The organism is Pyrobaculum ferrireducens (assembly GCF_000234805.1).
In the GTDB taxonomy this organism is placed as follows: domain Archaea; phylum Thermoproteota; class Thermoprotei; order Thermoproteales; family Thermoproteaceae; genus Pyrobaculum; species Pyrobaculum ferrireducens.
In genome coordinates this window covers 676,278-702,068 of record NC_016645.1, presented here as the reverse complement: position 1 = coordinate 702,068, position 25,791 = coordinate 676,278, and the positions used below count along the sequence as shown (strand labels likewise).

The following is a 25,791-nucleotide window of genomic DNA, read 5'->3' as shown; positions in this document are numbered from 1 at the left end:
ACCGGCGCACTATGGAGCAGGTTTGTAAGGTAAGTATTTTATACCAGGTATACCAAGATGCCGTGGGCTACACTACTATTAAAATCAGGACAGAGACAAAGAAGAGGTTGATGCAGATTGCGGGGGAGCTCGAGGCGGCCAGGGGGGAGGAGGTCAGCCTAAACGAAGTTATTGAGCACCTCATAGAAAACTACAGAACGAGGAGTAGAAAGCCCCTAAATCTGGCGGACCTCGACCACCTGGCAGTTGAGCTGGAGGAAGACGCCTCTGAGAAGATTGATGACATCTTATACAGAAAAAGTCGTCATTGACACCTCCTACTTCGTAGCCTACCTAAACAAGAGAGACAGACACCACGCAGAAGCCCTCAAGCTATCGAAGGTGCTCGAAAACTACCACCCATACATAACCGATCATATCTTGGACGAACTAGTGACATATTTCTCATACAGGGTAGATAGAAGACACGCCGCCTCCGTAGCCGAGGCCATTCTAAAAAAGATAGACGAGGGGGGGCTCGACATAGTTCTCGCAGACAGAGAAATATTGACTCAAGCCCTTACATATCTAAAGAAATACGACAGAGATCTAAGCTTCACAGACTGCATCACCCTCGCAACCATGGACCAGCTCGCCACTTCGCACATCCTAACCTTCGACTCAGACTTCGACAACGTCACACTTCTCAAGACCAGGAAAAGAGTTGTAAACATCCGCTGGCTCTACTAGCCACATGCAGAAAGGAAAACCCCCGCCCGCGCCGGGGCGCTCCGGCCTAATCCTCCTCGTCCTCGTCGCGTGCCGCGGCCTCGGCAGGATCTGCTTGATAGAGCTCCCTCCTCCGCGCCTCTAGTAGCTCCTCGCCTCTGCCCAGCAACCCCGCGTAGGTCGTAACCGTGACGCCCCTCCGCTCTGCGTATTCCAACACCGGCGAAACCTTCTCCCTCCAGTCTGCGTCTCTCAGCAGGTGGTGCGCCAGCACGAGCACCCTGGGCCTTAGGTCGACCACCTCCCGTAGATAGGCCAGCGCCTTGTCAAGCTCCCAGTTGAGATAAGTCGGCGGCCCGCCCAGCACCACGAACGTGGGCCTCACCTCTCTGAGGAAATTCACGGGCTCTGGCTCTACGGGACCCTCCACGTCTGGCACGAAGGCGAGCCTCTCCTCCCCGTCCAAGACGGCGAACGCCACGACTCTCCCCGTCTTCGAGCCGGCCGGGCCGTGCCACAGAGACTGCGACGCCTTCACCACCGTCCCCCCGAAACGCCACCCGCCCCCGTCGGCGTATGCCACCTCCGCCCCCGCCTCCTGGAGAGCCTTGGCGAGGCCGTAGTGGCGCCTCCTCTGCGACCAGTTAAGGTCGTGGGGGCTCTTGGCGAGGACCTTCCTCCCCCCGTACACCCTTCTGTAAGTCTCCCCGTCTGTGGCCATGTAGGTGCTGGGGTACCACGGCGTGAAGTGGTCTCTGTGGTAGTGGCTTATTGTCACCACGTCGGCCCCCTCCGCCAGCCTCAATATTTCGGCCCTCACGGCCCTGGCCCGCTCCAGCTCCCGGGGGTGCGGCGGGAGGCCGAAGCGCCGAGGCGCGAGGGAGACCCCGGCGTCGAGTAGAATCCGGACGTCTCTCGTCTCCACGTAGAGACACATAGAGCGCACTCCCAGCGACTCCTCGCCAACTGGCCGGATCTCCATATCAAACCCGCCTAACGAAGTAGAGAAGCGCCACAAGCTTCACAAAGTCCGCCGCCGCCGGAACCGCCCACAGCCCCAGGAGGACGGCGGGGAGGCTGTAGGCGTAGGCCGCCGCCGACGTGAGGAACACCAAAGCCCAGAACTTGTCGATAGACGCCAGCATCCTGTAGACGAAGTACCCCAGCACCGGCTCTCCGAAATACGCCGCGGCTACAACCCCCGCCCCCTCTGGACGGCCGAGCCATAGGAGCGCCACCCCAACCGCCGAGAGCCCAATGACTGGGGGGCCCAGCAGAGAGAAGCGCCTATCTCCCAGCGCAGACCTGAAGCTAAGATAGACAAAAACTGCTATGGCCACAAGCGCCGTCATCAAGACAAGAGCAGGTTTGTAGAAAACCCCGTAGAGCCCCACCATGCCCAGCACAGCCAGTATAACCACCGCAGCCGCCACGCTCCCCCACAGACCGCCGCCGAGCCCTCCCACGGCGCTATACACGAGGAGAAATAAATCCTTATGCCCCCTTCATCAGTAGGAAAAGCACGGCCAGCACGGGAACCGCGGTGCTGTACATAACCGCCGCAGTGTACGCGGTGAGCCTCCCGGCGATCCCCGGCGGATAGATGGAGGCGTAGAACTGCACCGCCGACCTCGGAAACTCGTACACCGACATATAGACCACGCGTCCAAGGAGGAGCGCGAAGAGTAGCTCCACGGCCCCGATCCTCCCCGAGTGGAAGGCGGGGGCCCCCGCCATAATTCCGTATGTCGGCCTAAACGCCGCAATGGAGGCCACCGCGAGCGCCTCAGGCGAAAGCGGGAGCCACCCAAAAGATATCCGAATCCCCAGCAGGTCGAGCGCCATAAACACCGCCTCAAAGGCCAGGTAGCGCAGTGTGACAGAAGCCGCCTGCCTCCACACCATCACCCCCGACAGCTTCCTCAACTCGGCAGACATGTCGGGCCACCTCACCTTCGTCCTCCACGCGATTAGAAACCCAACAGCCGCCGAGAGGTAGACAAGCCCCAGATACGCCGCGCCCAGCCACCCAAGCGCCCCAAGGGCCACCGGGATGACGCCAATCCGCAGGTGGAGAAGCACGACCCTCAGCGGCCACGTCGCAAAGGTGAACTGAAGCAAATGCCGAAACTCCAGAACCCCCCTCCTGTAGGCCTCCGCCAGAGCCACATGCGGCGCCCTAGCCTCCACCACCGCCAGAGCTACGAGCGACGCGGGCACCCCAGTCCTCCTCGAAATAGGCCCGGCCAGCCTCTCCACACGCCAGAGCAACCTCCCCGCCGCGTAGAGCCCAGCCACCACCGACACAAACACCAAAGCCCCACGCCACAGAATCTCAAACCACACCCGCCACCCAAATCGACTATATAAATCATAAGCCTAACCCCCCGCAGAGGCGTAGCCGAAATCTTGATACCTCGACCATACTACAAACTTGGCATGTTGCTGTGCGAAAGCGCTTTGCAAATGCCGTTGAAACTAGAACCCAAACTTACAAAATGTTAATAGTCTCCCCGATCTTATAGTTTAATATATTGCCTATTTTCATGTGATAGAAGCTCCGCACGTAGTGCTGGAGGGGGCTGTCTATATCGTTGTTAGAGAGCCGGCGGGTCAATGGGCGCATCTGGGATTCATAAGGTGGAAAGGGCTCTTAGGCGGGGCGATTTGATAAAAGTCTTTGGGGGTTTTAGATGTTGGAAACCATTGCTCTTCACACGGTGTTGTAAAGCACGCCGTAATAGATCTAGAGGTGGGTGAGGGATTAATCCAGCGCTATGGATTAAAAATAGCCTTATCGCTGCAACGGGTCCGCCCAGGTCTGCGGCTTGATCGGTCATGATAATGGCGGTTGCAAACCTCGCCCTTTAGAGCAGGTTAAGGCTTTAAACTTGACTCGATTTAGGCATTGTGGTTAGACGCTCCGCGGCCGGCGCGGAGGCGCCATGGCCCGCCGTGCTGGCCTAGGCCAGCCTCATTAAAACAGTAAGGGGAAGAGGGCGCTTGTGAGCAACCCCAAGAGGAGCACCGAGGAGCGGGGAGGAGATTAGTCTGGTGGCTAAGGACTTAAAGCTATGTTGATCGATGTAGATGGAGACTTGTCTCTGCTCAGTAGGGAGGCTATTTTGGGTATGTTGGCGGCGTATGGTATGCACTGAGGCGGGGCGTTTTTAAGAAAGATTTCGACGGCTTTCTCCACTAGCTCTGTATAGCGTGGTGGTACTTCGCCTTGTGCTAGGGCGCGGCATAGCGTGGCTTGTGGGGCTTGGTTTTGTTTCTTGGCGGCGCAGTGCGCTATGGGGATGGCGGCTAGCAACTCGTCGCCTACGTAGTCTAGGCACCTAGCCACCCCCGCGGCTAGTTCTGTATAGATTAGCGCCCCGCTTAGCTTGGCGGCTACGACGCCCATGTCGGCGATTGTGTCTAGGACTCGTTCAGGATCGTGGCTCGGCAACGCCTCTCTAAGGACGTCTTCGGCCTCCTTCGCCGTATGTGGGGCTTTCCGGAGGAGCGCTCTTATGGCGGCGCCGTAGGGTCGCAGAATATGAAAAGCCCCGTCGTCTTCGGGTGGAGGCGGCGAGGCTACTTGCGGCGGCGGAGTTGTGGGCTGGGGAGCGGCGACAGATGTGTGTTGGAGGCATATAGTCTCCACATACGTATTAGGGGTTATTAGCTACTTCGGCGGCTTTGATCTCATTGTATCTACCCGCCCGACGACGGAGTGCCTATGGACGTGCGTCACCTGTACATGTCCGATGTCTGCGTATCCGAGAATCGACACGACAACCTCTGCCCCAGCTCGGCGAGGCGCTGGCGGCGTTTCTAGCTCTACAGCCTGTAGACAATCTGGGGGAAGGCTTGAGCGATTTGTTTGTCGAGCGTCAGGAGGGTTGCGCCTAGTTTTTTAGCTAGGGCTACATATGCCGAGTCGTACACCGTGACTCCCCTCTCCAGGGCTATTTCTAGGGCGTCGGGGAGGACCTCCCTATAGCTGTACACCTCCAAGGTTTTAAATAGCTGAAGCACCTCCCCCGCGATTTCGAGAGCCGCCTCCCGGCTTATGAGGCCCCGCCTGGCGCGTTTCCACACCACGTTGAGGACCTCGTACGCCGCTAAGTCAAGCGAAGAGACTGAGTCGGCCCCGGCTAGTGCCTTCTCCACCTCTTCACTCAGCTTCTCCGGCAGGTACAGAGCGGCGATCGCCGAGGCATCAGCGACTATCCGCATCCCTATCCTCCCTAATCAGCTCAGCCGCGGTAGGCAAGACGCCGACCTCCCTCTCCAGAGTTTTCCGTAGCTGGCGGGCCCTCTCCAAGGCCCTTCTCCTCCTCTCCCTAGCCACCAGCTCCTCTAGATAACGCCGGACCTCCTCTGCGTAGTCAATACCCAGATCCTCCAGCGCCTTCTTCAGCTCCTTTCTAACTCTCACAGATATGACATCACTCACACCACCCCCCTCGTAAAGTCTTAAAAAGTTTACTCTTACGTATACCCATCTGTATACAGAGGAATAGTGGAAAGGGTCAACACCCGGAGTAGCCAACCCCCGCAACGGCCCCAGCCGCCGTGCAGTCAGCTACTTACCGGTAGGCGCCGAGCCCGACGACCTGCGGAATAGCTCCACTTGGATATTATACCTAACGGCGTGTGTGAAGGATGTGTAGAACGAGGGAAAAATATTATTTTTTCTTCAGCGTCTCGATGGCCTCGTCTACGGGGATTATGAGGTAGCTGGTGGTTCTAATAGTGCCGCGTCTGTTCAGGTCTAGCATGGCTTTGAGGAATTTATTTACATCCTCCACCTCGACAATGTTTAGAAAGTCGTAGTCGCCAAACACGACGTACTGCTCCAAGACCTTGACGCCGTAGGACTCAAGCTCTTTGTTTACTTCTTTTATCCGCTCAGGCCTCTCAAAGACGGTCTTTGCTCCCTCGTCTGTCAGCCTCGACAGCACCACGAACTTAGCCATATTCTCAATGAGTCTTGTCTATAAATTTTTGCGGGTTTTAACACTTCCTGATTAGCTCTACTCTCTGCCTCCCGCCTTGTTGTACAAGCCGCACGTAGCCGTACCTGGCTAGTTTGTGGAGGTGGCGGTGGAGCGTTGTTTTTGGTATGCTCAGCGCCTCATGTAGCTCCACGCGGTCAGTTGCGCCTCCACGCCGCGCTAGTTCCTCTAGTATCGCCTTGTCTACCTCGTTTAAATCGGCACAGTCGCCTCTATCTACTTTCTTTTTTTTAAAACGTAGGCAACTACACCAGCGGCGGCCGCCGCGGCCACCGCAACGGCCCCGGCCGTAGGTAGCCACTCCGGCTGGGTTTGTTGAGTAGATGGGCGGGTGGTGGCTGGGGTGGATGTCTGTGTGGGCGCCTGGGTGACGGGGGGCGCCGTGGGTGTCGTCGCGGTGGCGGGCGTCGTGGCTGTGGGGGTTTTGCTGGGGGTGGGCGTGGTGGTGGTAGGCGTGGTTGTGGTGGATGATTTTGTTATGGTGAAGAAGTAGTAGGTTATGGTGACGGGGGCTGTTAGGTATAGGTATAGGCCGGTTTTGTTAATTACTACGTTGGTGGGTTGCTTGTCTACGTCTTGTATCATGACGCCGGGTGGGGCCTGGACAACGACTGTGCCGCTTTTCACTGTAATTCTGTATATACCTGTGGTGTTTTCAAAGCGGGGGATGTATACAGCCACGGCGGGGTCTCCGTTTTGGAGTACATACAGAGTGCCATTCACAACCCATGTGGGCAACGGGGCGCCGCCGGGGGTGAAGGCGGCTACGTCCGACAGGGGTGGGGCTGGGAGTGTGTAGTTGCCCACCACGGCGGCTGGGAGGAATAGCAGGAGGATTGGAGGCGCCGTGAGGTTTAGGAGGATCAGCATGTCGCCGTTGTTCCGCCTGTGAATTTAAGAGTTCCGCGCGTGGTTTCTAGGCGGCTCTTTAAATCCCCCCGTGTACATGGGCTCATGGACTCCAGAAGAGTAATAGTGCCAGCGGTGGTGACGGCGGTGCTCCTCGCCGCCTTGGCCTACGGCGCCGACACCTCAGCTACTGGAAATATGGATTTCCACCTTTGGCTGAAGTGTAAAGCTATTGAGCTGTATGTAAATACCACCGGCGCGAACTTTACCTTGCCACAGTGTCAGATTCTCCTGTCTGAGATTAATAAAACGTTTATAATTGGGCGCGCTGGCGCGGCGCCTAAGCCAATGATTGGAGTTGGCGAGTTGAAACTTCTCAATGTGACTGATGCCAAGAGGGTGTTTTGGGAGATTAGCCAGATTCGCCTCGCGGCGGTGAGGGAGTTGGGGAAGCATCTAAACAAGACTATTGGCAATGTTTATAGGTTTCTAAACGCGTCGAGGGACGCGGCGGAGTTGCTAAACAGTACTGAAAAGGGGCTCGGGGTGCTCATGCGGGTTAGGAATATGCTTCGGCTAGTGAATGCCTCTGATAAAGCGGTGGAAGCTGTCGAGGCTGGGATTAAGTGGCTGAATCTTACCAAGTGGCTGATTAACGAGGAAGCACGGATAAGAAAGCGGATATCTGCTGGAAATATGTCTGATGCTGATATTGAGAATATACTTATCGAAGTGGAGAAAGCCAGGGCAAGGATTAGGGAGCTACTTGACCACTTCGAGAGGGTGAAGATTGCGGGCTTCCCAAGACAGTGGGCGGCGGAACGCATCGCGTTGCTCAACAACACAGCCGCGCTGTTGCACGAGCTGAGGGGTCTGGACATCGCCGCGAGGCAACGCATTATCAAAGACCTGGTGTCTGGACGCTCAATTGGAGAGCTGATCAGCGAGGCGCGGTCAGCCAAGGCCGCGCACGGAGGCGGCCCCGGCGGCGGGAAGAGGGAGAAGTAATTAGAAGTAATTTAACAGATAACCACTTTTTTTACACACCTCGCCGGGATATACCCGGTGAGGAGTATTTTCTGCGTCGCCTTGTAGATCGGCGCCTCCTCTCTGACGCAATCTGCGTCAATTTCTAAAACGACAGGCTTCGGTCTCCTCCTGGCGTTGAGACACGCCGTTTCCAGATCGGCGGCTAGGTGGACGTATCTCCTCCTCATCGGGAGGACGCCGTTGACTTCAATCGACGGCAGGTAGTCGAGGGACGTGCCGTGGTAGAGCGTCTTCACCGAGGTGTTCACCGGGTATTGAATGTCTACGTCTATGCTGTGGCCGTAGCGGGCTCTTATACGTCCGCCGTCTATCTCAAACCTCCCCTTGTCGTCGAGGGCGGCGATCGCCGCCAGTTCCTCCGCGCCTATCCTCACGCCGGCCTTCTCAAGGCCCCGGAGCACGGCTGTTGTATCCGCCCAGCCGCCCCGGTCTAGAGTAATACCCAGAGCCGCGGGGTCGTGGCGCAGGACAAGCGCAAGTAGCTTAGATGCCCGCAACCGGGTGGCGCCGTCTATTACTAGCTGGGCGGGTGCTCCGCAGTGGGTAGACGCCTCCGTATAAAGGCCGCAGTGGATGCATTTGTATACCGGCTTCACCGGCACCAGAGCTGTGTAAGTATCTGGAGGGCCTCTCTGAAGCGCGTGGGCTCCTCGGTGCCTAGGCCTATGCGTATGGCGTTGGGGGCTTGGAAGAACCTTCCGGGGACGGTCTTGACGCCGTGGGCGAGGAGCCTCTGCGCGAGGCTGTAGTCGTCGCAGTTGGTGGGCACCAGCGCTATGGGCATGTGGGGGGTGTAGACGGCGTCGGGGAACGCCCGCCTCAACGCGTCGGCGTTGGGGGCAATGATGGAGAGGTTTCTCTGCTTGACCTCCGCCCTCCTCGAGAGAAGGACGGCCGCGGCCCTCCTCTCGGGATTCCTGGGGCCGGGGTTGGCGAGGTCCTTCAAGAACCTTATCCTCTCCACCACCGCAGGGTCGCCGAAGGCCCATCCCATCCTCGTGTCGGTGGTGTAGAACTTGTCCGTGCTGTGGCTGAAGACCACGTTCTCCAGAGGCCACCCCCTCAAGTCGTCCGTGACGAAGTCTGAGAAAATCACGTCCACTATTAGGTAGGCCCCCCGCCTCCTCGCCTCGTCGGCCAGCTCATATAGCTCCTTCTTCGTGAGGAAGCGGCCAGTGGGGTTGTTTGGGTTTGAGAATATAAGAACGCCCCCGGGCTTCAGCGGGGCCTCCCACACGTCGCCCACCTGTAGGTGCCTGACGCCGAGACCCGGCGCGAGCTTCGTAATGGGCTCGTACTCCGGAGCCACCGTAACGGCGTACTCGGGCCTCACCGCGAGGAAGGCGAGCAGGTTCCCCTCCTGAGCCCCCGCGGTTAGGGCCAGCTCCCTCTCGGAAATCCCGTACATCTCGGCAATTACCTCCTCCGGAGGAGGCGCCGAGTCTGCCGGGGGCACCTCAATCCTTGCCACCCCGCTGTGGGCGAGGTCGTACCTACCCGCGGACTTGCGTATCCACATAAACGTCTCCACTTGCGCAACCAACCAAACCCTAATATAAATCAATACCCCGGCCACAGACGCCGCGACGCGTCGGCGACCGTCCGCCCCCCGGCCGCTCCGCAGATATAGTTTTAACGTTGCTACATCTCCCGTCTGTGAAGTGCTCCTACTGCGGGGCGCCTCTCGACCTGTCACCGGAGTCTGTGGTTGTGGTGTGTAGGTACTGCGGCACGCCTAACTTCGTAGCGGGGAACCCATCGAAGATCCTGGCCGTGCCGACGCTTTCCAGTTCCGAAGTCCTGCGCCGGGCTGTGGAGAGGACGAAGAGAGATTTCAACCTGGGGAGGAGGATGTCTGAGATAAACTTCGCCAGCCCCGATCTCGTATACCTGCCGTTCTACTTCGTCGACGTCCGGCTCAGAGCCTCTTACGAGGCCACGGTGGTCCTCACCTACACCCGCACCGTGTACGTCAGAGGCCAGGCAACAACCCGCGTTGAGACTAAACGCGTGAGGGTGTCGGGAGTCGTCACATATTCCGACTTGGTGGCGGTGTTGGCTAGGAGGGCGGCGTGGGGCCTCTCTGTGGATAAGCTGACGTCACATTTCTTCAAGACCGCACCCGAGCCGAGGCAACTCGCCGAGGTGGCGACGTCCGCTTCGGTGTCGGGGGCGTTTCTCGCAACCGAGCTGACGCCTGAGAGGGCCAAGGCGAAGGCGGTGAGGGCCGTGGTGCCGAGGCTACTGGCCAGGGTTGATGAAGACGCGGCTAGGGTGGCTAGGGAGGAGACGGGGTTGTTGATGGCTTCGGCGACTGTGGAGGACAGGACCGTGGACTACACAGTGGAGAGGCTTGAGGTGTCCCCATTGACGTACCTCCCCATGTGGATTGTGCCGTATCTCTACAAGGGGTCCTACTACAACTACTACGTGGCTGGGTGGGACGGGGCGGTGGTGGTGGCTGAGGAGCCCTCCTTCGTGGAAAACAAGGCCATCTCACTCCTGGGGGTGGCGGCTGTTGGGGGGGTGCTGGGCGGCCTCTCGTCCCTGGCTCTGCTCGGCGGAGTAGTCGAGGGCGCAGTCACGGCGCTGGCCGGCACAATCGCTACGTACCTCCTGGCAGGCGGCCTTCTTAAGTCTCGGCGGGTGGAGGCATGATCATACAGTGCCCCTTCTGTGGGGCTAAGTACGACGCTCCGCCGGGCCGGAGGTTCTACGTCTGTCCCTACTGCGGGACTGTGGTGTCGGAGGGGAAGACCTACGAGAGCGTCTACATCTTCAAGCCCACTGTGGACAAGACCACGGCTTTTAGAAAAGTGCTGAATTTAAGGCCCATGGGCTCGCCCGATGACCTTCCCTCGGCGACGCCCGCCGGAGCCGAGATGCACTTCCTCCCCCTGTACCTCTACCACATAACCTTCAGGCCTCTGGAGGAGCTGGAGACATACGCCACGGCGCTGGCCCTATCGACGCCGCCCTTCAAACTGCCAAAGAGTTACATATTCCCCGCGAGGTGGAGGACGCCGTTCAAGCCAACTCTTGAGAGGCTCGGTGTATTCAACTCGCCGGACCTGTCGCCGGAGGACGCCTTCCGTAGCCTAGGCGACGTTGTCGAGGAGGCCCGCACCTACGTTTCGGTCTTTAAGGTCAAGGTGACGATAGAGTGGAGCTTTGAGGGCATTGTCTACTACCCATTCTGGTCTCTCACCTATACATACGGCGGGAGGCAGTTCAGGGCGCTTATCGACGCATGCGAGGGATCTGTCTTGAGTATGGAGTACCCGCTGTCGAGGCGGGGCCGCGCCGAAGGCCTGGGACTTGCGGCCGGCTCAACCCTGGCAACAGCGGCCGTAGGCGCTTTGACAACCTACCTCCTCGGCATCCACCCGGCGCTGGGGGCCCTAGGCGGAGCCCTTGCCTCGCTAGGCGCCGTGGCGAGGCTGGTTGCCTTCTCGGCGTCGAGGGTGGGTAGGTACGAGGCCGAGGCGAAGCTCTAACTTTTTAAACCCCCGGGAGGCGACAGACATGAGGAAGGTCGCCTTGGTGATCCTCGCGGCGCTGGTGGCCGGCGCCCTTATCTACTTCTATCAAGCCGCGACGAGCTACACAAGGCCAGGTGGAGAAACCAGGTCCGCGACCCCCAGCTCCCCCACGCCCACCACCCCGGGCGGGGCGCCTCCCACAGCCACCTCTTCAACCCCTCCAGCGGCAACCACCTCTACTGCGACGTCCACAGAGAATACGCCGAGTACCACCACTCCCCCCGCCGCCACAGGCCCAAAGACCTCAACAGCCACCACGGCTCCCGGCTTCAGGAGAGACAGCTACCACGTTAACTACACGTACACGATAACCGTGTACATCGGCGACATGTCGCTGAGGCTGGTTGGCTGGTCTGTGGAGGGCGTGGGGCCGCTTGGGAACTACAGCTTCGGCAAATTTGTCTTTAACATACCGCCGAGGGGGCCTGTGGAGGTGAGCCACAAGGCGGCTACGGAGGGCCGGCTTATGTATGTGGTGACCTGCGCCGGGGGTGAGTGCCAAGCCGAGACCGCCGCCGCGAACTACACCCTGTTCCACTTCCTCCACGGTGTCAACATCACACGCGCCGTGAAGGGGACCTGCACGCATCTAGGCTACGCCGGCTCCGCGGTGGAGGAGAGAGGCATGATAAGCCCGGAGGCCTTTGCCTACATCCTAGGTGGCCTGCCCGCCAACGGTAGCGGGGTTTACGTGGCGGAGATGTGCGAGGTGGGCGGCGTGCCCCTGGCAGTGGTGGGGGACGTGTATCTAAACATGACTCTCTACGGCCAGGCCTTGACTATGAAGCTGAGGGTCGAGTCCTCGGCTGTGAGCGTCGCGCCGTACAACTCGACGCTGTACCAGCGAATCCTGGCCGAGGCTAAGGCGGCGCAGAAGGCAAAGGCTTAGCAACGTTTTAACTTCCCCAACTCCTCCACGGCCTGGGGCAGGGAGTAGCCCCTAGCCAGGAGCTCCTCTAGGTGTAGCTCGGTGGGTATTCCGTTGGCCAGCAACAGCTCAGCCGCCTTATCGATGGGGGCGTCGTGGCTGTATATAAGCGACGCCGCCTTGTTCAGCCCCAGAAGGACCTTGGGGTCTAGACGGAAGCCAACCATGGCGCAGGCGTCTACCCACACCCGGCGGGTGCCGCCCCTTATCTCCAACTCGCCGTGCCCGCCCCTGTAGGCCCTCACGGCCACGGAGGAGGCTTCCGTCACGCAGATAGATACGAGCCTCTCCAGCCTCTCCATCTGCTCCCTAGCCAGCCCCACCGTGCCTATGAGCCCGCCGGCCGCCGCCGCCTCGGCCACTCTCTTCAACACGTACTCCCTATCCAGCTCCCCGTCGGCCCCCGGCGACATGACCCACACCTCCGCCTCAACGCCCAGCTCCACAGCCGTGGCGAGCACGGCGAGGCCGTAGGAGTCGGCGAGGGGGCTCCTAATCGACCCCTCGCAACCGATCCCAAGCACGTCGCCCCCAACGTCTATCCCAACTACGCGGCTGAATCTCGTAAGGGCGCGAGCCACCTCGCTGGGGCGTCTGTAGGGGTCGACGATGTATATCGACTTGTTGAGAGCCCTCGCCACGCACATGCCCTGGGTCTTGAAGACGCGTCCGCCTCTCTCCACGTAGCTACGGGGGGTGGCTAGGTAGAGCCCCCCTCCCAGATCCACCACCTCTCTCAGCGCCGAGGCCGGCACCGGCCCCGGCGTCGGGTCAACGACGTATCTCTCCCACGGTATCTGCCCCACCGCTTCATCCCCGGCCAACGCCGCCGCAGTGACCACGTCGCCCCCGCCGCCGATGGCTAGGTAGAGAGCCACGTCGGAGGCCCCCTAGGGGTTTTTATGGACTGCGCCTCCCGGCGACTAGCGCGAAGAGAGATATGAATATATGAGTATAATGCCGAGCACCAGCAAGGGGGAGGCGCCGCCCCCAATGAAAGTGGCCGCGCCTAGTATTGTGAGGACCCCGCCCCAGAAGGCGGACTCCCTGGTCCTCCCCACCGCCATATAGGAGGCCCCGAATGCGCCGACGGCGATGCCTATAAGCTGGTTAGCCGCCAGCTGGACAGCCCCCGCGGACGCCAGGACGAGGTATACGCCGACGGCGAGCGCGGCGACGGCGGCCGCGGTCTCTCCAGGCGTCACGGCAACTTGACGCCGCAGTTCATACAGAACTTTGCCTCCGGCGGGTTGACGAAGCCGCACTGGGGACACCTCTTCCCCAGCATGTAGCCGCAGTTTATACAGAACTTGGCCCCCGGCGGGTTTACGTAGCCGCACTGGGGACACACCACCCCTTGCTGGTGCTGAGCTAGTTGTGTCGATACGGCTGTCTGAGGCGGTGGGGTGGGCTGCGGCGGAGGGGGAGCCGGGGGGCTGTGGGGCCGGTTGCGTGGGGGGCTGGGGGGTGGGCGGAGGCTGAGGCGCCTGCTGTTGCTGGAAGAGGGGCGGGATGATCATCAGCCCCGCGCCGACCGCGGCCCCGGGGCTTTTGCCGAGCTCCGCGGCGGCTTTCTGTAACGTCTCCATGCGTAGGTACTCCGAAGGGGTGACGCCGGTGGCCCTGATGTAGAACAGCCTGTCGCGCCAGATGGGGTCAGTGACGTCTAGGCCCTCGAATTTGACGTCTATGAGCTCGAGGCCTAACCTGGCGAAGTGGGGCGCTATTGCGTTTTTAGCCACGAAGCTGGCCTGCTCCAGGTTGCCGTATATGGTGAAGATGGAGTTTCTGGAGAGCTCCGCCATTAGGTTCTCGTTGAAGTAGCCCCTTAGGAACTTCTGGAGGTCCTCCGTGGTGTATATGTTCTGGCCGCCCACGACCTGGGTGACGAAGAGGGCCGGGTCCGCCACTCTGAACCAGGCGGTGCCGAAGAACTGTATCGGCGCCAGCTCGGCGGTTTGGCTCCTCCCGCCGAAGGGAAGCTGGTGCTGTTTAAGCGAGACGAATATGACAACGGCAGTGAAGGGCGACTTCTCAAACCCCGCGACTCTGGTAAGGGCCTGGGTGAGCAGGGGGAGGTTGGCGGTGGTGAGGGTGTGCCTCCCCGCCCTAAACACGTCGTACACCTTCCCGTCGCGCATAAAAACCGCCGCCTGCCACTCCTCAACAATGAGCTGTGCTCCCCACTCAATTCTATCCACGGGGTAGCGCCAGATTATCTCCCCCTCTCTGGGGTTAACCCACTGGATAACCTGCGGCATGGATGACCATGTCCATCATTTTAAAACCTTAACGGAGGTTCAAACCACGTCATTAGAGCTGTACATTGACACTACACCACCCGCAGTCCTAGCTCTTGCCCCTCCTGAACAGCTTGTCGAAAAGCCCGCCTTTTTTCTCCTCACGCGGCTGCTCCCACGTGGCGGGCGGCGGCTCGCTAATAGCCTTTAGTATTTTGATACGCTCGTCTATCTTAGCATCTAGAGACTGCAACTGCGCCAGCAACTGCCTGAGGGCGTCGGCCCATTGCTGGGAGCCGGGGGGCTGGCTCTTCAAGACGGCCACTTGATCTGCCACCTTCTTTGCCTCCTCCACGAGGGCGAGGTCGTGCTGGTACACCTGCTCTAGGACGCTCTCATCCACCTTGGCCAAGTCAAAAAAGCCCGCGTAGCCGTGGGGGGCCTTGTCTATCTTCTGCGTCACCTTATCCAGCAGAGCCCTCGCCGTGTCCCAGAGGAAGCGGGCGTCTGGGCTGGCCGCCACGGCGCGGGCCTCCGACGGGCTCAGCACCAGCTGCGACGCGGCTGAGGATAGGATAGAGGCGACGTGGCGCCTCACGAGGGCGTCGGTCTCCCTCCTAATCTCCTTCTGCTTATACCCGGCGTAGCCAGGAATGTAGGAGGCGATCCTCTCCAGGAGGTTTTTTTCAAAACTCATAAAGCCCCGTAACCCCCTACTTATATTATTTACTGGAGATAAGGTTTGTACAGCGGACTCTCTCTCTTTAGATATTCCATAAACCTCTCCACCTCTCCATACGTGGCGTGGGCCACCTCCAGCCTCTTGGCAAGCAGGCGGTCTCCAACCACAACTACAAACTTGTCTTTAATATACTCCCGGAGTCTCCACTCCTCCACTCTTTCAACACCTGGACAGGAGGTAAGAGAGGCGAGAATTATCTCCCATTTTTTCAATTCATGAAACCGCCGAGGGGGGCACCTCCTGAAGATGAAAACAAGAGGCGTACTCATAATAAAGAATAATAACAAATGTTATTTAACAGTTGCTGTGATGTAGGATACCATTTCAGCTACTTCTCTCTCGAAATCGGGGCTTGGTCTGTATTTAAGGAGGTGGGTCATTTTTTCACAACTGAAGCTCCTTCCCAGGAAGGGGAGGTGTTTTTTCAAGTCCCGTGGCGCGGCAATCCTCATGACAAAGCTGGGGACAGGTATGTGGAGGGCCCTTTTCCCCAATGCCTTCTCCATAGCAAGCACGAAGTCCGAGAGACGCCTGGGGGCGCACTCAGTGGCAAAGAAGTACTCTCTGGAGAGGGTGGTGGAGAGCTTCACCACCTTCGCCAGCTCCCGGGCCGATATGGCCGAGACGGCTAGATTCACCATGGGCGCCACGCCGCGCCTCACTATGCCGGTAAGCGTCACCCACTCCGGGTGGTCGTTGAAGCGGCCGTAGACGAGGACCGGCCTTATAATAACCCAGTCCTCGAAGCAGTTCGCCACCACCCTCTCCCCCTCAGCCTTCGACGCGTCGAAATGGGAAACGGGCTTTATCCCCTCCATGTGGCGCTCCTCCTCTCTAATGGGGTTGCCCACGGGCCCCCTCACGGTGGCGGCAGATATGTGCACCAGCTTGCCCCTCCACCCGGCCCTCCGCGCCGCGTCGCACAGCCTCTTGGGGAACTCGGCGTTTGCCTCCCACACCACCTCTGGACTTCCGAAGTACTCCCCCACGAGGTTTATCACCACGTCCGGCTTGGCGGACTCAAGCGGCTTCGCGGGGTCTGTGTACTCTATCAGCTCTGCGTGCCGCGAGACGAAGCCCGCCAGCGCCGGCTTTCTCCTCGGAGAGCCCGGCCTGTGGGCGACGTACACCTCCTCCCCCGCCAAGGCCTCCACGACGTTGGCCCCAATGAAGCCCAACCCGCCGTACAGCAGATATCTCATAGACGGCGTTGGGTGTTGATATAAAACTTATATTCAAACCCCCCAGAACAGCTGTGAGGGCCGCGGCCCTGGTTTTGTTGCTGGCGGCTTCTCTACTGGCGCTCGAGGTGAGGGACTGGAACGACAGGCCCCTCGGGTACGGGACGGCGGTTGTGTACGACGAGGGCGGTGGAATCGTCGCGCTGTCCTATGTAGTAGACGGCAAGGCCCTCTACGGCCTGCCGTGGAGGCCGGGCTACGGCTTGAGGATCGCCTGGGGCATAGCCTCTCTCAGCGAAGTCGCCGCGGGGCGCCTCATCTGGATATACGACAGCTCCGTGGCTAGAGACGTGGCTGAGCTGGGCTGGCCCACCGGCGGCAAAATCCGCACCTGGACCTACCCCCTCACCATTACCCTAAGGGATAGACACGGCAGACCCGTGGCGGGGTGCTACGCCAAGGTTGTCGACACACTCACCGGGGGGCGGTGGGTCGCCATATTCGCTTGGACCGCCTCTGACGGCTCGGTATCCGCCTACCAGATACCCGCCACGGACTACACGGTGGAGGTCTACTGCAACGGCGTGCTGTCAGCCACCGCCAAGTTTTCCGTACAGCGGGGAGCCCCCTCCACGGCGTGGAACTACGAAATAACCGTAGACTTCATAGATCAGATAAAGGTGTTAAACGCCCCTTAAACCCCTACGGCGCCGCCCTCGCCGGCTCCGCCTAAGGCGGCCGTGTAGGGCCCTCTCTTTCGCCACATGCATGACAACAGCGCCGAGGACACCCCCGTCTAGGGAGCCGCTATTTGAAACACCACGCGAATCACCTACCCACCCACAGCGGGGAAGTGCCGCGCCTCTAGGCCGTCTAGGAGCTCCACAACCTCTCTCACGGGGCGGAGCGTTCTTAACCACGTAGCGTATCACCAATTAGTATCTATAAGCGCCTCAGCCACCAAAGAACTTATCCAAGCCAACTGCACAGCCGACAAGATGTAACTGACCTAGTTTATGAGAGAGAAGCCCCCTCCCAGCACAGCGGTTTCCCGGGCCCTCGCGGAGCCCAGTACTCCCGACTGCGGCGCCGGCCTTAGCTTCCGGGTTCTGAAGAGTCCGGGCGTATCACCGGCGCCTATGGCCGGGTTAGGGGCGTCCCCAAATTTTCACGAGTTTATATACTTTTCCCCCCTATGCGGCGGCCTCTTCGAAGGCCACCAGCTCCCGGCTCCACTCCACTAGCCACACCTTTAGTTGCCTCGCCTTCTCCACCGCGTCGGGGTTAGCGGCCAGGGTGTAGACCACCGGCACCACTCGGCCGGAGACCAAGTCGGGCCACCCGGCGGCCAGCGAGGCGGCTCTCTGGGCGGCCCTCTCGACTACTACGGCCCCGGCCCTTACCTTAGCCTCGCCCATTACCGTATACCGCTCCGATTTGCAGTAGATGTCAAATTCGTAGGCGCCAGGTAGAACGAGGCGCTCCGCTTTACACTCGACACCCCGGCTCTTCAAGAGGTGGGGAACCCAGCTACGGGCAGTCTCCTCAAGCGAATCAGCTAAATCCTCAAACTGCTCCTTAGTCGCCATCCTCTCCTCAATTCTCCTAACCGCCCTCTCCAAATCCTCCTTAGTAGCAAACCGAGCGAGGTCCTCCCTAGTGGCGAATTTAGTGAGGTCGTCCTTGGTGGCGAATTTTGCAAGATCGTCTTTGGTGGCTAATTTCTCTAGGTCTTTTTTGGTGGCCATCTCCTCTCTTATCTTCTCAATCTCTTTTTCAAGTCTCTGTATGTCGTCTTTAGTCGCTACGTTGAGCGGTATAGCCACCTCGCCTATCAAGGCCTTTGCCAGCTTCAGCCTCACCTCCTCGTGGCTGATGAGTAGATCCACCAGCTCCGCCGCCGACCTGCCGTCTGATCGGAGAGCCGCCATGAATAGGTCCCGCAGAAACTGAGGCTCATCCCGGGCAATCGCCGCCAGCAATCTCTTCAACTCAGCCACATCCACATACCCACCGCCGCACCCAGTTAAAAAACTTACCGCGCCGCATCGGCCTGCTGGTACATATTTTTACATACACGCCCAGGCCCCCTATCCGCCGTCAATCGGCGCGGGGCTGTGAGTTCCGCAGAGATTCGCCAAAGTTCCGCACGTAGTTTCTAGCGTAGTCTAGAAATTCTGCCTGCATCGAAGCGGCTATAGTCTCGAAAATAGCGCTGTACATAACTGTAATACTGCTACTAGCGGCCTATACAAGTAGCCATGAAGATAATGAAACGGCTAGGCATGGCGATGTCACAAACACCACTACTGCCGCTGTCGGTAGGCAGTGGCGCGGGGTGAGGTCATGAGTTGGATTATTAGAGCCTTAGCTATCTACCTACTAGCCACCGCCAGGGTCATGCTGGCGTTGTCGGGCTTGGTGCTGTACTTCGCCCCCTCCGGGCCGGGTAGCGGCCACCAGATAATTCTGGGAGCTACCAAAGACATGTGGAAGAACATCCATTCATACGCCGCCTTCTCCATACTAGCCTTCGCCGCCGCCCACGTCGTGCTGTATAGGAGATCGCTTATATTCTACATTAAGAAGACCGCGAAGCCACCTCAGGAGAAATAACCCGATTTTTTGCGGGGTAAATTTTTTAACGGCTCAGCTATGTATGCTTGGGGCGGAGGGGCCCTCTGGGGCCGCTGTGATAGCTCCGCGTACGCCAGAGGCCACACGTCATCAGTTTAACGGCCTTCTTCACTTATGCAGTGCGGCGGCGCTAGCTCATCACCGTCTAACTACACCTCCGGATTTTTAAATCGAGACCAGCCTTGAGGCCGTGCGCCGCCGCGGCGTTCCCCATGACCACGGCCACCTCTAGATACCCCTCGCTGTTTATGAGAGCCACGGTCTCCCCAGGCCGGGCTCTGCCGTAGGTCTCTACAAACTTGGCCTCTATCACCCGGCCCCCCACCTCGATACACAGCACATCCCCCCACGAGGCGATTTGGAACACCTCCCCCCGCGCCGAGGTGTAGACGTTGCCAAACCTGTCTACGTATATCGTCCGGGCTCTCATCTCGCCCCCGGCCACCTCGGCGGAGGGCCTCCCCAGCCTGACCCAAGTGGCCACCGGGATGCCGAGCATCCGGGGCTCCACCCCCAGCGATAGATACGCCGCGGCTGGGGCAAAGACGTCGCGGCCGTGGAAGGTGGCGGAGAGCTGTGGGAGCCTCGCCTCTATTCTATACGCCTCCTCCACGCCGTCCTCCTCAGCGGCGAGGGAAAGCACGCCGTTGTCAGGCCCCACGAAGAAGTACCGCCTGGTTCTCAGCAGAAGCGGCGCCCTCTCGGTGCCCACCCCGGGGTCGACAACTGCGACAAAAATTGTCCCCCTTGGAAACCACTTGTAAGCCGAGGCGAGGATGAAAGCCCCGGTCCACACGTCTTGCGGAGGTACCTCGTGGGTGATGTCCACAACCACAGCTCTGGGGTTTATGGAGAGGATCACTCCCTTCATCGCCGCGACGAAGTAGTCTCTGGTGCCGAAGTCGGTGAGGAGGGCGATGGCCACGTGTAATACAAAGTATTTATATAAATGGCCGCCGCCGTGTGTGGAGGTTGTGGACAAGGCGAAGCTCCCCTACGTATACACGGTGGACGAGCTCATCTCCATGTTCCTCGCGGCGTATGGGAGAGAGGAGGCCAGGGGCTCCACGGCGGAGCCCGCCTTCCTCAAGCAGAAGAGGCTGGAGATCAAGAGGATAGTTGCCTCCGGGAAGGCCCTGGCGTCCACCCTCAGAAAGATGGCCCTTGGGATGCCCTTCCTAGACCGCCTGCACCCCTTCTACCGGGACCTCGTGGACGTGGTTTTCGGCGCCCAGCTTTACAAACACGCCGTGGCTAAGGTTGGCAACGCCCACCTAGCCGTGAGGGCCATAGCCAAGGAGGCCATCACGGCGGTGCGCACCGCCCCCGACAAGAAGGCGCTCCTGAGGGCTAGGCAGATGTACAAGGCGCGGATAATCGACCTCCTAAACGACCTCGGGCCGGAGCTGGAGAAGCTGAGGGATGTAGCCACCTTCCTAAGGAAGCTCCCCTCCATAGACCCAAACCTCTTCACTATTGTCGTCGCCGGCGCGCCCAACGTGGGGAAGAGCAGCTTCGTGAGATGTGTATCCACGGCGAGGCCAGAGGTGGCCGAGTACCCCTTCACCACCAAGCAGATACACCTAGGCCACATACATCTAAAAGGCGACAAGATCCAGGTGATAGACACGCCTGGACTCCTCGACAGGCCGCTGTCCCAGAGAAACAAGATAGAGAGACAGGCAGTCCTAGCCCTTAGACATTTGGCCGGGGTGATTATCTTCATCGCAGACCCCACACCCCACAGCGGCTACAGCCTGGAGATGCAGGCCAGCCTCTGGAGGGAGATAAAGACGGAGTTTACAGCCCCCGCCGTGGCGGTGCTAAACAAAATCGACATAGCCACCCCCCAGGAGCTGGAGAGGGCCAGGGCCCTTTTTAACCCGGCGGCCGAAATCTCCACCATCAACTGCCACGGCACCAAGGAGGTGGTCGACCACGTACTCCACAAGTACTACGTCCCACAGGCGCTGGAGAAGCTCAGGGCGAGGGCCAGAGGGGCGTAGAGCAAAGAGTTTAATACCCAGCCGCCGGTGGTGGCGTGGAGCTGGAGAAGCCGTGGCGAGATCTGGAGAAGTATATAGAGGGCAGGATCAAAGAGGCACTGTACGAGGCCGAGCTGGCATTGAAGTTTCTAGAGGCTGGTATGTATAGAAACGCGGCTGGAAAAGCCTTCCAAGCCTTCAAGGCGTTGCTAGCGGCGCTTGCGGCTAGACATAGAGATACGCTGGCGACGCGGCACCCCGGAGTAAAGACAACGAAAGGCGGAAGAAGGGTGCTCTACGTTGACTGGCTTATCGCAGTTATGCCCACCGGCCAGATGCTTGAAGTGGCTAGGGACCTCGCCGCGGCCGAGGGGGAGGAGCTTATCCACTACGCAAACACCGCGCTTAACCTCCATGAATTTCAATACATCGGACTAGACAAGAGCGGCGTGTTGAGCAGATATACAAGGCTCGCCTCTGTGGAGGATGACGTGAGGGCGCTTGCCAGCTACGTGGCGGAGAGGGCCAAGTCACAAGCCTCCTAGGGCGGCTTCAGCGGCACCGCCTCCTCCCGCAACATCCTCACCGCGACGTAGGCTATCAAAACCGCCACCAGCACCGCGGCCGCCTCTATGAAGCCGGCGAGGCGCGCCGCCGCGGCCGACGCCGCCAGCGCCAAGTTCTCCCAGCCGAATCTGGGCGCCCTCCTGTAGAGCACCCCCGGCACGAAGTAGGGGACGCACAGCACAGCCATCACCACCGCGAAGCCCATGTAGAGAAAGTGGTGGTGGAGCCAGCCAAGCGCCATCAACACCCGGCCCAGCGCCACGCCCACCCCGTAGACATCTCTGGGGACCGGCGGCGCGGCGAGGGATACCGCCGCGATGGGCAACGCCACCCCCCAGAGGTGGCCTGTCTTCACCAGCGCGAATCCAGCTAAATGCGCCGCGGCCACCGCGGCGGCGCCCCCAGCGGAGAACCTCCTCTTCAGCCTAGAGCTGTCTATACGGTAGAAAAGCGTCAAGACGGAGCCCAGCGGAAAGGAGGCCGCGGCCTCAAAGGGCGTGGCCGCCGTCGCGGCTGTGGCAAGGCCCGCCACCATGATCCAGTTGGGGTAGAAGTTGGGAGACCCGCGGAGGGCCTTTAAATGGAGGGCTAGGTACAAAACGGCGAGCGGCAGAAGCGGGTAGGGCCCCAGCCTGAGGAGGGCGGCGGCCAGCGTAGCGAAGGCCGCCGCCGTCGCCGGCTTGACCGGCGCGGCGTTTATAAAGCCGGGGAGCTGGAGGTACATCACAGAGAAGTAGAAAGAGACTAGCCCGGACGTCATAAACCAGAGGTGGAGGCCCACGTCCCTCCCCCACGCGGCGGCGATGCCCGAGAGGAAGAGGGCGGCGGAGAGGGCAAGCGCCGCCTGGCTCGCTCTTATTACCCATACGACGGCGTAGAAGAAGGCTCGGGGTTCCGACTTCCCTATCTTAAGCCACATGACCCTTGCGGAGGTACAGGAGGCCGCCAGCCACGAGAAGGGCGGCGCCGGTCCAAACCAGTTGCACCATGGGGATTATCTTGATCATTGCGACGTATCCCTGTGGGTTATACCTCAGCAACTCCTCCACCTCCCCGGCGCCCAGCGGCCTTCCGCTGTAGGTAGAGAGGAGCATCCACGCCCCCATGGGCAGACACGCCTCCACATCGCGTCGAGCCAGCTCCAGAGCCAAGCGGGTATAGCTGACGTTGCCCACGACAGCAACCTCGGGGGTTACCGCTATATAGATATCGTCGAGACCCCTCGGGACCGCGGCCACGCCGTGTATCAGCCCCCTAACCAGCTTAAACTCCCCAGCCGCCTCGTACCTAGCGGCCACCTCCACCTCCCTGCCCCCCACGCTGAGGCGCACCCTCTCCTCGAGAAGATTTAGAGACGTGGCGTTTGGGCCGCACACAGCAAAGGCCGAGAGGGCGTCGAGGCGCTGTGGGCTGAAGAGCAGAGGCCTCTCGCCGAGGCCCAGCGCCGCCACTAGAAGCCTCCCCGCGGGGGTCGACGCGGTGGAGTTTACGTAGAGCCAGTAGCCGCCAATCGTGTGGAGGCCGGGGGTGAAGTTGCCGAAGGCGACGACGTACCTAGTGCCGTTGAGCTGTACCTCGGCGAAGCGGAGGGGCAACCGCCAGACCCCCATGTAGGCCGCCAAGTCCCCGGACACGAAGCGGGAGAGGTACGGCGGGATGGAGACGAGCTCCTTCGGCCCCTCTAGACGCCACCCACGCACCTCGACCCCCAGCGCCTCTGGGCCGTAGGGCGTCTGCAGAGGCACCAGGGTCGGCTTCTCAACATCAAGGGGGACGACCACGCCGTACTGTGTGTGGTATGCGTAGGGGCCGCTCAACGCTACGCCGACCGCCAGCACCACGAAGCCTACGTGCGCCACGGACCTCGCCGCGTCTTTTCTAAAGACCAGCGCCGCCGACGCCAAGGGAAGCGGCGACGAGAAGGCCAGGGACAGCACGGCGGCGTTGGTGAGGGGGGAGCTGAGGGGAGACCACCGGATCCCCGCCGCGGCGGCCGCGGCCCCGGCGGCGAGGGATGCGGCGATGTAAGCCGCGGCTAGTCTTGCCGAGAAGCGCCAACGGGCTATGGCGTAGAAGGCGGCGAACACCGCCGGGACGAGGACGGGGTGTATAAGCGCCACCGCGCTGTCCCCCGACGGGATTGCGACAGAAAGCCCTAGGAACTGCGCCAGCGTGGGGGCGGCTAGGAGCCAGTAGATGTAGACTCCCACGGCCAGAGGGGGGACGTAGCTGTAGAGACCGCCCCTCTCCAGCCTCAGCTTATACAATCCGTAGAGGAAGGCGGCGATGGAGGGGGCCATAAGCCATCTGCCGGCCGACTCAGCTCCGGCGAAGGAGTGCAGGGGCGACACTCCGCTGTAGGTGACCGCCATTGTGAGAAACACCCCCGAGAGAGACATGGCCAGGGCCCCCTGGCCGCCTCCGTGCACCCACGCAGTCAAGAAGAGCCAGATGACGAATACCGAGGTCTCTACGGGGTCCCACGCCCAGTAGCCCCCCCAGCCGAAGGTTGTGTAGGACCAGTAGGCCCCGGCGGCGAGCCCCGCGGTGGAGAAAACCCACGCCAACACGCCAAGGCGCCCCCGGGCCCTGGGCTCTAGAAAAGCGGCGACGACAAGCGCGTACGAGGTGATGACCAGGAGGGGGTGGGGAAGGGCCCACAGGTTTCGCAAGAGGGGGTTGAGGCCTATGCCGGGGCCCCCCGTCGTCCATCTGGAGAAGGCCTCCCAGTAGGCCGCCGAGGCTAGGAACGCGGCGGATGCCGCCGAGAGCCTCCAGCTACGCAACGCCAGCGCCGCGGCGCCGAGCACGGCTGATATGTAGAGCATAATGCCCCCTATGTTTACAAGCGACGCCGCGGCTCTGTAGTACAGCGGCATTCCCCACGAGGTGTTGGCATACACGTCGAGAAAAGAGGTGTCGAGGAGGACAAACCTAGAGAGGTAGAACAGCCAGAGGGCTATGCTGACCGCCGAGGCGTAGGGGGCCGCCTTAGCGAGTATTAGCCGCGGGCTGGCCATAGGCCGAGTGGCACCCCCTAAGTATCGCCGTGATTACCAAAGTCCTATTCGCCGGGTAGTAAACCCCCCTTACGACGACCGTATTTTCAAAACTAGCCGGCGTAATTGGGCCGTAGAGCGCCTCCATCCCCCTCCGGTCGCCCACCGCCGTGATTTCAAACCCCCCTCCCGCCAGCCTCAAAACGACGTATCTATCAGTTATCTCCACACCCCTCAGCGCGCCGGAGACTACGTACTCCCCAGGTGTCTTCACCCCCCGGAGGGTGGAGACGTCGGCTATCCCCGTGTTGTTTAGAAAAGAGAAGATGGCGCCTGCCAGCGCCGCGGCGGCTATAGCCATCAATAACAACCTCTTCATATCCCCCTTCTGCTGAGGAGGGTTATAAGCACTACCGCCAGGCCGGTGGCCAGTAGATTAGCCGCCACAGACCAGTGGCTCACCACGACGCCGTCAGCCGTTATTAAATGCCCCTTGAGAGTGGGCACTCCCCCAATCTCCAGGGGCCTGAGGTGGATACTCTCTGCAGGTAGCTTCAAAACCCCGCCGCTGGTGTACAGCACCACGGTGGAGTCTGTCAACGTGGCGTTGTAGACGCGGTACACTGGATGCGTGTATCCAGAAAGGAGCCACGCCGCGGCTCCCGCCAACACCACAAAGGAAGCCACTCCCCAGGCCACCCCAGCCCTCGCCTCGAGTACGTACAGAACGGCGACTGCCAGCAGAACCGCGAAGACGGCTATGTACAGCAGTCTAATTGAAGTGGTTAGCTCAGCCAGAGAGCCGGGGGCCGGGTGAAGAGCCGGCAACAGCACAGGCGCAACGAGCGTGACGGGGACCGAGATAAAGACAAGCACTAGGTAAGACGCCGAAATCCTATCCAGCCTATCCGGATCCTCCACCGCCCTCCTCAGAAACACATACCCGGTGTACAGCACAGCCATGACGGCCACGGAGAGTTGCCGGGGGTCCCCAGACCACGCCGCCCCCCAAGACTCCTCGGCCCATATTGTCCCCGTCGCGAAGCTCAGCCACGACAACACGGCGGCGAGCTCGGCGGAGCGGTGCATGACGACACGGGCCCTCGCCCCACCCCTCTTTAGAAACCAGATAGAAGAAAGGAAAGAGGCGAAGGCCATCGCCAGCGCCGCCATGGACTGGGGTACGTGGATGTAGAGGCTTCTATACGCCGTGGGGCTCCCAAGCGGCACAAAAGCTGGGAAAGGGCCAAAAACAGCGGCGTAAGCTAAGATAGCTGAGTAGGCCAGGAGCAGTACCCCCAACACGGCCCTCTACTCCACTCACATATAAATAGATATTGTAGAATCCCGTTAA

32 protein-coding genes, 1 rRNA gene and 1 pseudogene are annotated in these 25,791 nt (G+C 60.3%); 10 read left to right on the top strand and 24 right to left on the bottom strand.

Annotated elements, in window-relative coordinates; genetic code table 11:
- Positions 1-62 precede the first annotated feature (62 nt).
- Positions 63-311, top strand: coding sequence for a hypothetical protein (locus tag P186_RS03840; RefSeq protein WP_148682692.1), 249 nt, complete (start codon positions 63-65; stop codon positions 309-311).
- Positions 280-729, top strand: a complete 450-nt coding sequence (locus P186_RS03835) for a type II toxin-antitoxin system VapC family toxin (RefSeq protein ID WP_014288090.1) — start codon at positions 280-282, stop codon at positions 727-729. Before P186_RS03840 ends, P186_RS03835 begins: the two co-directional genes overlap by 32 nt.
- 46 nt (positions 730-775) lie before the next feature.
- On the opposite strand, the gene P186_RS03830 is transcribed toward P186_RS03835, so the two are convergent.
- From P186_RS03830 to P186_RS03795, 9 genes are all read right to left on the bottom strand, one after another.
- The gene (locus P186_RS03830; RefSeq protein ID WP_148682691.1) at positions 776-1,690 is read right to left on the bottom strand and encodes an MBL fold metallo-hydrolase; all 915 of its coding nucleotides are present in this window, start codon (positions 1,688-1,690) and stop codon (positions 776-778) included.
- A 1-nt stretch (position 1,691) separates the two neighbouring features.
- Entirely contained in the window at positions 1,692-2,174 is a 483-nt protein-coding gene (locus P186_RS03825) for a hypothetical protein (RefSeq protein WP_014288088.1), read from the bottom strand.
- 28 nt (positions 2,175-2,202) lie between these two features.
- On the bottom strand, positions 2,203-3,054 hold the full coding sequence (locus P186_RS03820; RefSeq protein WP_014288087.1) for a hypothetical protein: 852 nt from the start codon (positions 3,052-3,054) through the stop codon (positions 2,203-2,205).
- A 712-nt stretch (positions 3,055-3,766) separates the two neighbouring features.
- Complete coding sequence (locus P186_RS03815; RefSeq protein ID WP_014288085.1) at positions 3,767-4,360, bottom strand: hypothetical protein; 594 nt, start codon at positions 4,358-4,360, stop codon at positions 3,767-3,769.
- A 176-nt stretch (positions 4,361-4,536) separates the two neighbouring features.
- The gene (locus tag P186_RS03810; RefSeq protein ID WP_014288084.1) at positions 4,537-4,935 is read right to left on the bottom strand and encodes a type II toxin-antitoxin system VapC family toxin; all 399 of its coding nucleotides are present in this window, start codon (positions 4,933-4,935) and stop codon (positions 4,537-4,539) included.
- Positions 4,919-5,155, bottom strand: a complete 237-nt coding sequence (vapB, locus tag P186_RS03805) for a type II toxin-antitoxin system VapB family antitoxin (protein ID WP_014288083.1) — start codon at positions 5,153-5,155, stop codon at positions 4,919-4,921. The genes P186_RS03810 and vapB overlap by 17 nt, the downstream gene beginning before the upstream one ends.
- 232 nt (positions 5,156-5,387) lie before the next feature.
- Complete coding sequence (locus tag P186_RS03800; protein ID WP_014288082.1) at positions 5,388-5,678, bottom strand: GYD domain-containing protein; 291 nt, start codon at positions 5,676-5,678, stop codon at positions 5,388-5,390.
- A 37-nt stretch (positions 5,679-5,715) separates the two neighbouring features.
- Complete coding sequence (locus tag P186_RS14230) at positions 5,716-6,018, bottom strand: helix-turn-helix transcriptional regulator (RefSeq protein ID WP_237179460.1); 303 nt, start codon at positions 6,016-6,018, stop codon at positions 5,716-5,718.
- On the bottom strand, positions 5,934-6,587 hold the full coding sequence (locus tag P186_RS03795; RefSeq protein ID WP_237179459.1) for an IclR family transcriptional regulator: 654 nt from the start codon (positions 6,585-6,587) through the stop codon (positions 5,934-5,936). The genes P186_RS14230 and P186_RS03795 overlap by 85 nt, the downstream gene beginning before the upstream one ends.
- Before the next feature lie 84 nt (positions 6,588-6,671).
- Between P186_RS03795 and P186_RS03790 the strand changes: the two genes are divergently transcribed.
- Positions 6,672-7,574 carry a hypothetical protein gene (locus tag P186_RS03790; protein ID WP_014288081.1) on the top strand — a complete coding sequence of 301 codons (903 nt, stop codon included), beginning with the start codon at positions 6,672-6,674 and terminating at the stop codon, positions 7,572-7,574.
- 11 nt (positions 7,575-7,585) lie between these two features.
- On the opposite strand, the gene P186_RS03785 is transcribed toward P186_RS03790, so the two are convergent.
- The gene (locus P186_RS03785; RefSeq protein WP_014288080.1) at positions 7,586-8,212 is read right to left on the bottom strand and encodes an RNA 2'-phosphotransferase; all 627 of its coding nucleotides are present in this window, start codon (positions 8,210-8,212) and stop codon (positions 7,586-7,588) included.
- Positions 8,209-9,147, bottom strand: coding sequence for a pyridoxal phosphate-dependent aminotransferase (locus P186_RS03780; RefSeq protein ID WP_014288079.1), 939 nt, complete (start codon positions 9,145-9,147; stop codon positions 8,209-8,211). The genes P186_RS03785 and P186_RS03780 overlap by 4 nt, the downstream gene beginning before the upstream one ends.
- A gap of 125 nt (positions 9,148-9,272) precedes the next feature.
- Here P186_RS03780 and P186_RS03775 point away from each other — a divergent pair, with 125 nt between their 5' ends.
- From P186_RS03775 to P186_RS03765, 3 genes are read left to right on the top strand one after another with little or no spacing between them, the layout of a single operon-like run.
- The gene (locus P186_RS03775; RefSeq protein ID WP_014288078.1) at positions 9,273-10,274 is read left to right on the top strand and encodes a TFIIB-type zinc ribbon-containing protein; all 1,002 of its coding nucleotides are present in this window, start codon (positions 9,273-9,275) and stop codon (positions 10,272-10,274) included.
- Positions 10,271-11,113: a TFIIB-type zinc ribbon-containing protein gene (locus P186_RS03770; protein WP_014288077.1), complete on the top strand. Its 843-nt coding sequence runs from the start codon at positions 10,271-10,273 to the stop codon at positions 11,111-11,113. Before P186_RS03775 ends, P186_RS03770 begins: the two co-directional genes overlap by 4 nt.
- A gap of 28 nt (positions 11,114-11,141) precedes the next feature.
- Positions 11,142-12,047: a hypothetical protein gene (locus tag P186_RS03765; RefSeq protein WP_148682690.1), complete on the top strand. Its 906-nt coding sequence runs from the start codon at positions 11,142-11,144 to the stop codon at positions 12,045-12,047.
- Here the strand turns inward: P186_RS03765 and P186_RS03760 are convergent.
- From P186_RS03760 to P186_RS03735, 6 genes and pseudogenes are all read right to left on the bottom strand, one after another.
- Entirely contained in the window at positions 12,044-12,964 is a 921-nt protein-coding gene (locus P186_RS03760; RefSeq protein ID WP_014288074.1) for a DUF1152 domain-containing protein, read from the bottom strand. The genes P186_RS03765 and P186_RS03760 overlap by 4 nt on opposite strands.
- Before the next feature lie 45 nt (positions 12,965-13,009).
- Entirely contained in the window at positions 13,010-13,291 is a 282-nt protein-coding gene (locus tag P186_RS14655) for a hypothetical protein (protein ID WP_148682689.1), read from the bottom strand.
- Positions 13,288-14,347, bottom strand: a pseudogene (locus P186_RS14650) (SPFH domain-containing protein). The gene P186_RS14655 and the pseudogene P186_RS14650 overlap by 4 nt, the downstream one beginning before the upstream one ends.
- Positions 14,348-14,435: 88 nt before the next feature.
- Positions 14,436-15,023, bottom strand: coding sequence for a hypothetical protein (locus P186_RS03745; protein WP_014288072.1), 588 nt, complete (start codon positions 15,021-15,023; stop codon positions 14,436-14,438).
- Between the two features lie 29 nt (positions 15,024-15,052).
- Positions 15,053-15,337: a hypothetical protein gene (locus P186_RS03740; RefSeq protein WP_148682688.1), complete on the bottom strand. Its 285-nt coding sequence runs from the start codon at positions 15,335-15,337 to the stop codon at positions 15,053-15,055.
- A gap of 21 nt (positions 15,338-15,358) precedes the next feature.
- Positions 15,359-16,270 (bottom strand): NAD-dependent epimerase/dehydratase family protein, encoded by a 912-nt coding sequence (locus P186_RS03735; RefSeq protein ID WP_014288070.1) that lies wholly within the window; start codon positions 16,268-16,270, stop codon positions 15,359-15,361.
- A gap of 53 nt (positions 16,271-16,323) precedes the next feature.
- Between P186_RS03735 and P186_RS03730 the strand changes: the two genes are divergently transcribed.
- A complete protein-coding gene (locus P186_RS03730; RefSeq protein ID WP_148682687.1) occupies positions 16,324-16,947 on the top strand; it encodes a hypothetical protein in 624 nt (207 codons plus the stop codon).
- 332 nt (positions 16,948-17,279) lie between these two features.
- Here the strand turns inward: P186_RS03730 and rrf are convergent.
- Positions 17,280-17,400: ribosomal RNA gene (gene rrf, locus P186_RS03725) — 5S ribosomal RNA — on the bottom strand.
- A gap of 42 nt (positions 17,401-17,442) precedes the next feature.
- Positions 17,443-18,255 (bottom strand): DUF8196 domain-containing protein, encoded by an 813-nt coding sequence (locus tag P186_RS03720; protein WP_014288068.1) that lies wholly within the window; start codon positions 18,253-18,255, stop codon positions 17,443-17,445.
- A 340-nt stretch (positions 18,256-18,595) separates the two neighbouring features.
- On the opposite strand from P186_RS03720, the gene P186_RS03715 reads away from it, so the two are divergent.
- On the top strand, positions 18,596-18,865 hold the full coding sequence (locus P186_RS03715) for a DUF4405 domain-containing protein (protein ID WP_014288066.1): 270 nt from the start codon (positions 18,596-18,598) through the stop codon (positions 18,863-18,865).
- A 166-nt stretch (positions 18,866-19,031) separates the two neighbouring features.
- Here the strand turns inward: P186_RS03715 and P186_RS03710 are convergent, their stop codons facing one another.
- Complete coding sequence (locus P186_RS03710; protein ID WP_014288065.1) at positions 19,032-19,811, bottom strand: SAM hydrolase/SAM-dependent halogenase family protein; 780 nt, start codon at positions 19,809-19,811, stop codon at positions 19,032-19,034.
- Positions 19,812-19,851: 40 nt separating this feature from the next.
- Between P186_RS03710 and P186_RS03705 the strand changes: the two genes are divergently transcribed.
- Together P186_RS03705 and P186_RS03700 are read left to right on the top strand one after the other, a co-directional pair.
- Entirely contained in the window at positions 19,852-20,892 is a 1,041-nt protein-coding gene (locus P186_RS03705) for an NOG1 family protein (protein WP_014288064.1), read from the top strand.
- 35 nt (positions 20,893-20,927) lie between these two features.
- On the top strand, positions 20,928-21,416 hold the full coding sequence (locus P186_RS03700; RefSeq protein WP_014288063.1) for a PaREP1 family protein: 489 nt from the start codon (positions 20,928-20,930) through the stop codon (positions 21,414-21,416).
- Here P186_RS03700 and P186_RS03695 read toward each other — a convergent pair.
- The 4 genes from P186_RS03695 to ccsA (P186_RS03680) are packed head-to-tail and all read right to left on the bottom strand — an operon-like array spanning position 21,413 to position 25,742.
- Positions 21,413-22,357, bottom strand: a complete 945-nt coding sequence (locus P186_RS03695) for a hypothetical protein (RefSeq protein WP_014288062.1) — start codon at positions 22,355-22,357, stop codon at positions 21,413-21,415. The genes P186_RS03700 and P186_RS03695 overlap by 4 nt on opposite strands.
- Positions 22,347-24,458, bottom strand: coding sequence for a cytochrome c biogenesis protein CcsA (ccsA, locus tag P186_RS03690; RefSeq protein ID WP_014288061.1), 2,112 nt, complete (start codon positions 24,456-24,458; stop codon positions 22,347-22,349). Before ccsA (P186_RS03690) ends, P186_RS03695 begins: the two co-directional genes overlap by 11 nt.
- Complete coding sequence (locus P186_RS03685; RefSeq protein ID WP_014288060.1) at positions 24,430-24,816, bottom strand: hypothetical protein; 387 nt, start codon at positions 24,814-24,816, stop codon at positions 24,430-24,432. Before P186_RS03685 ends, ccsA (P186_RS03690) begins: the two co-directional genes overlap by 29 nt.
- Complete coding sequence (gene ccsA, locus P186_RS03680) at positions 24,813-25,742, bottom strand: cytochrome c biogenesis protein CcsA (RefSeq protein WP_014288059.1); 930 nt, start codon at positions 25,740-25,742, stop codon at positions 24,813-24,815. The genes P186_RS03685 and ccsA (P186_RS03680) overlap by 4 nt, the downstream gene beginning before the upstream one ends.
- Positions 25,743-25,791: the final 49 nt, after the last annotated feature.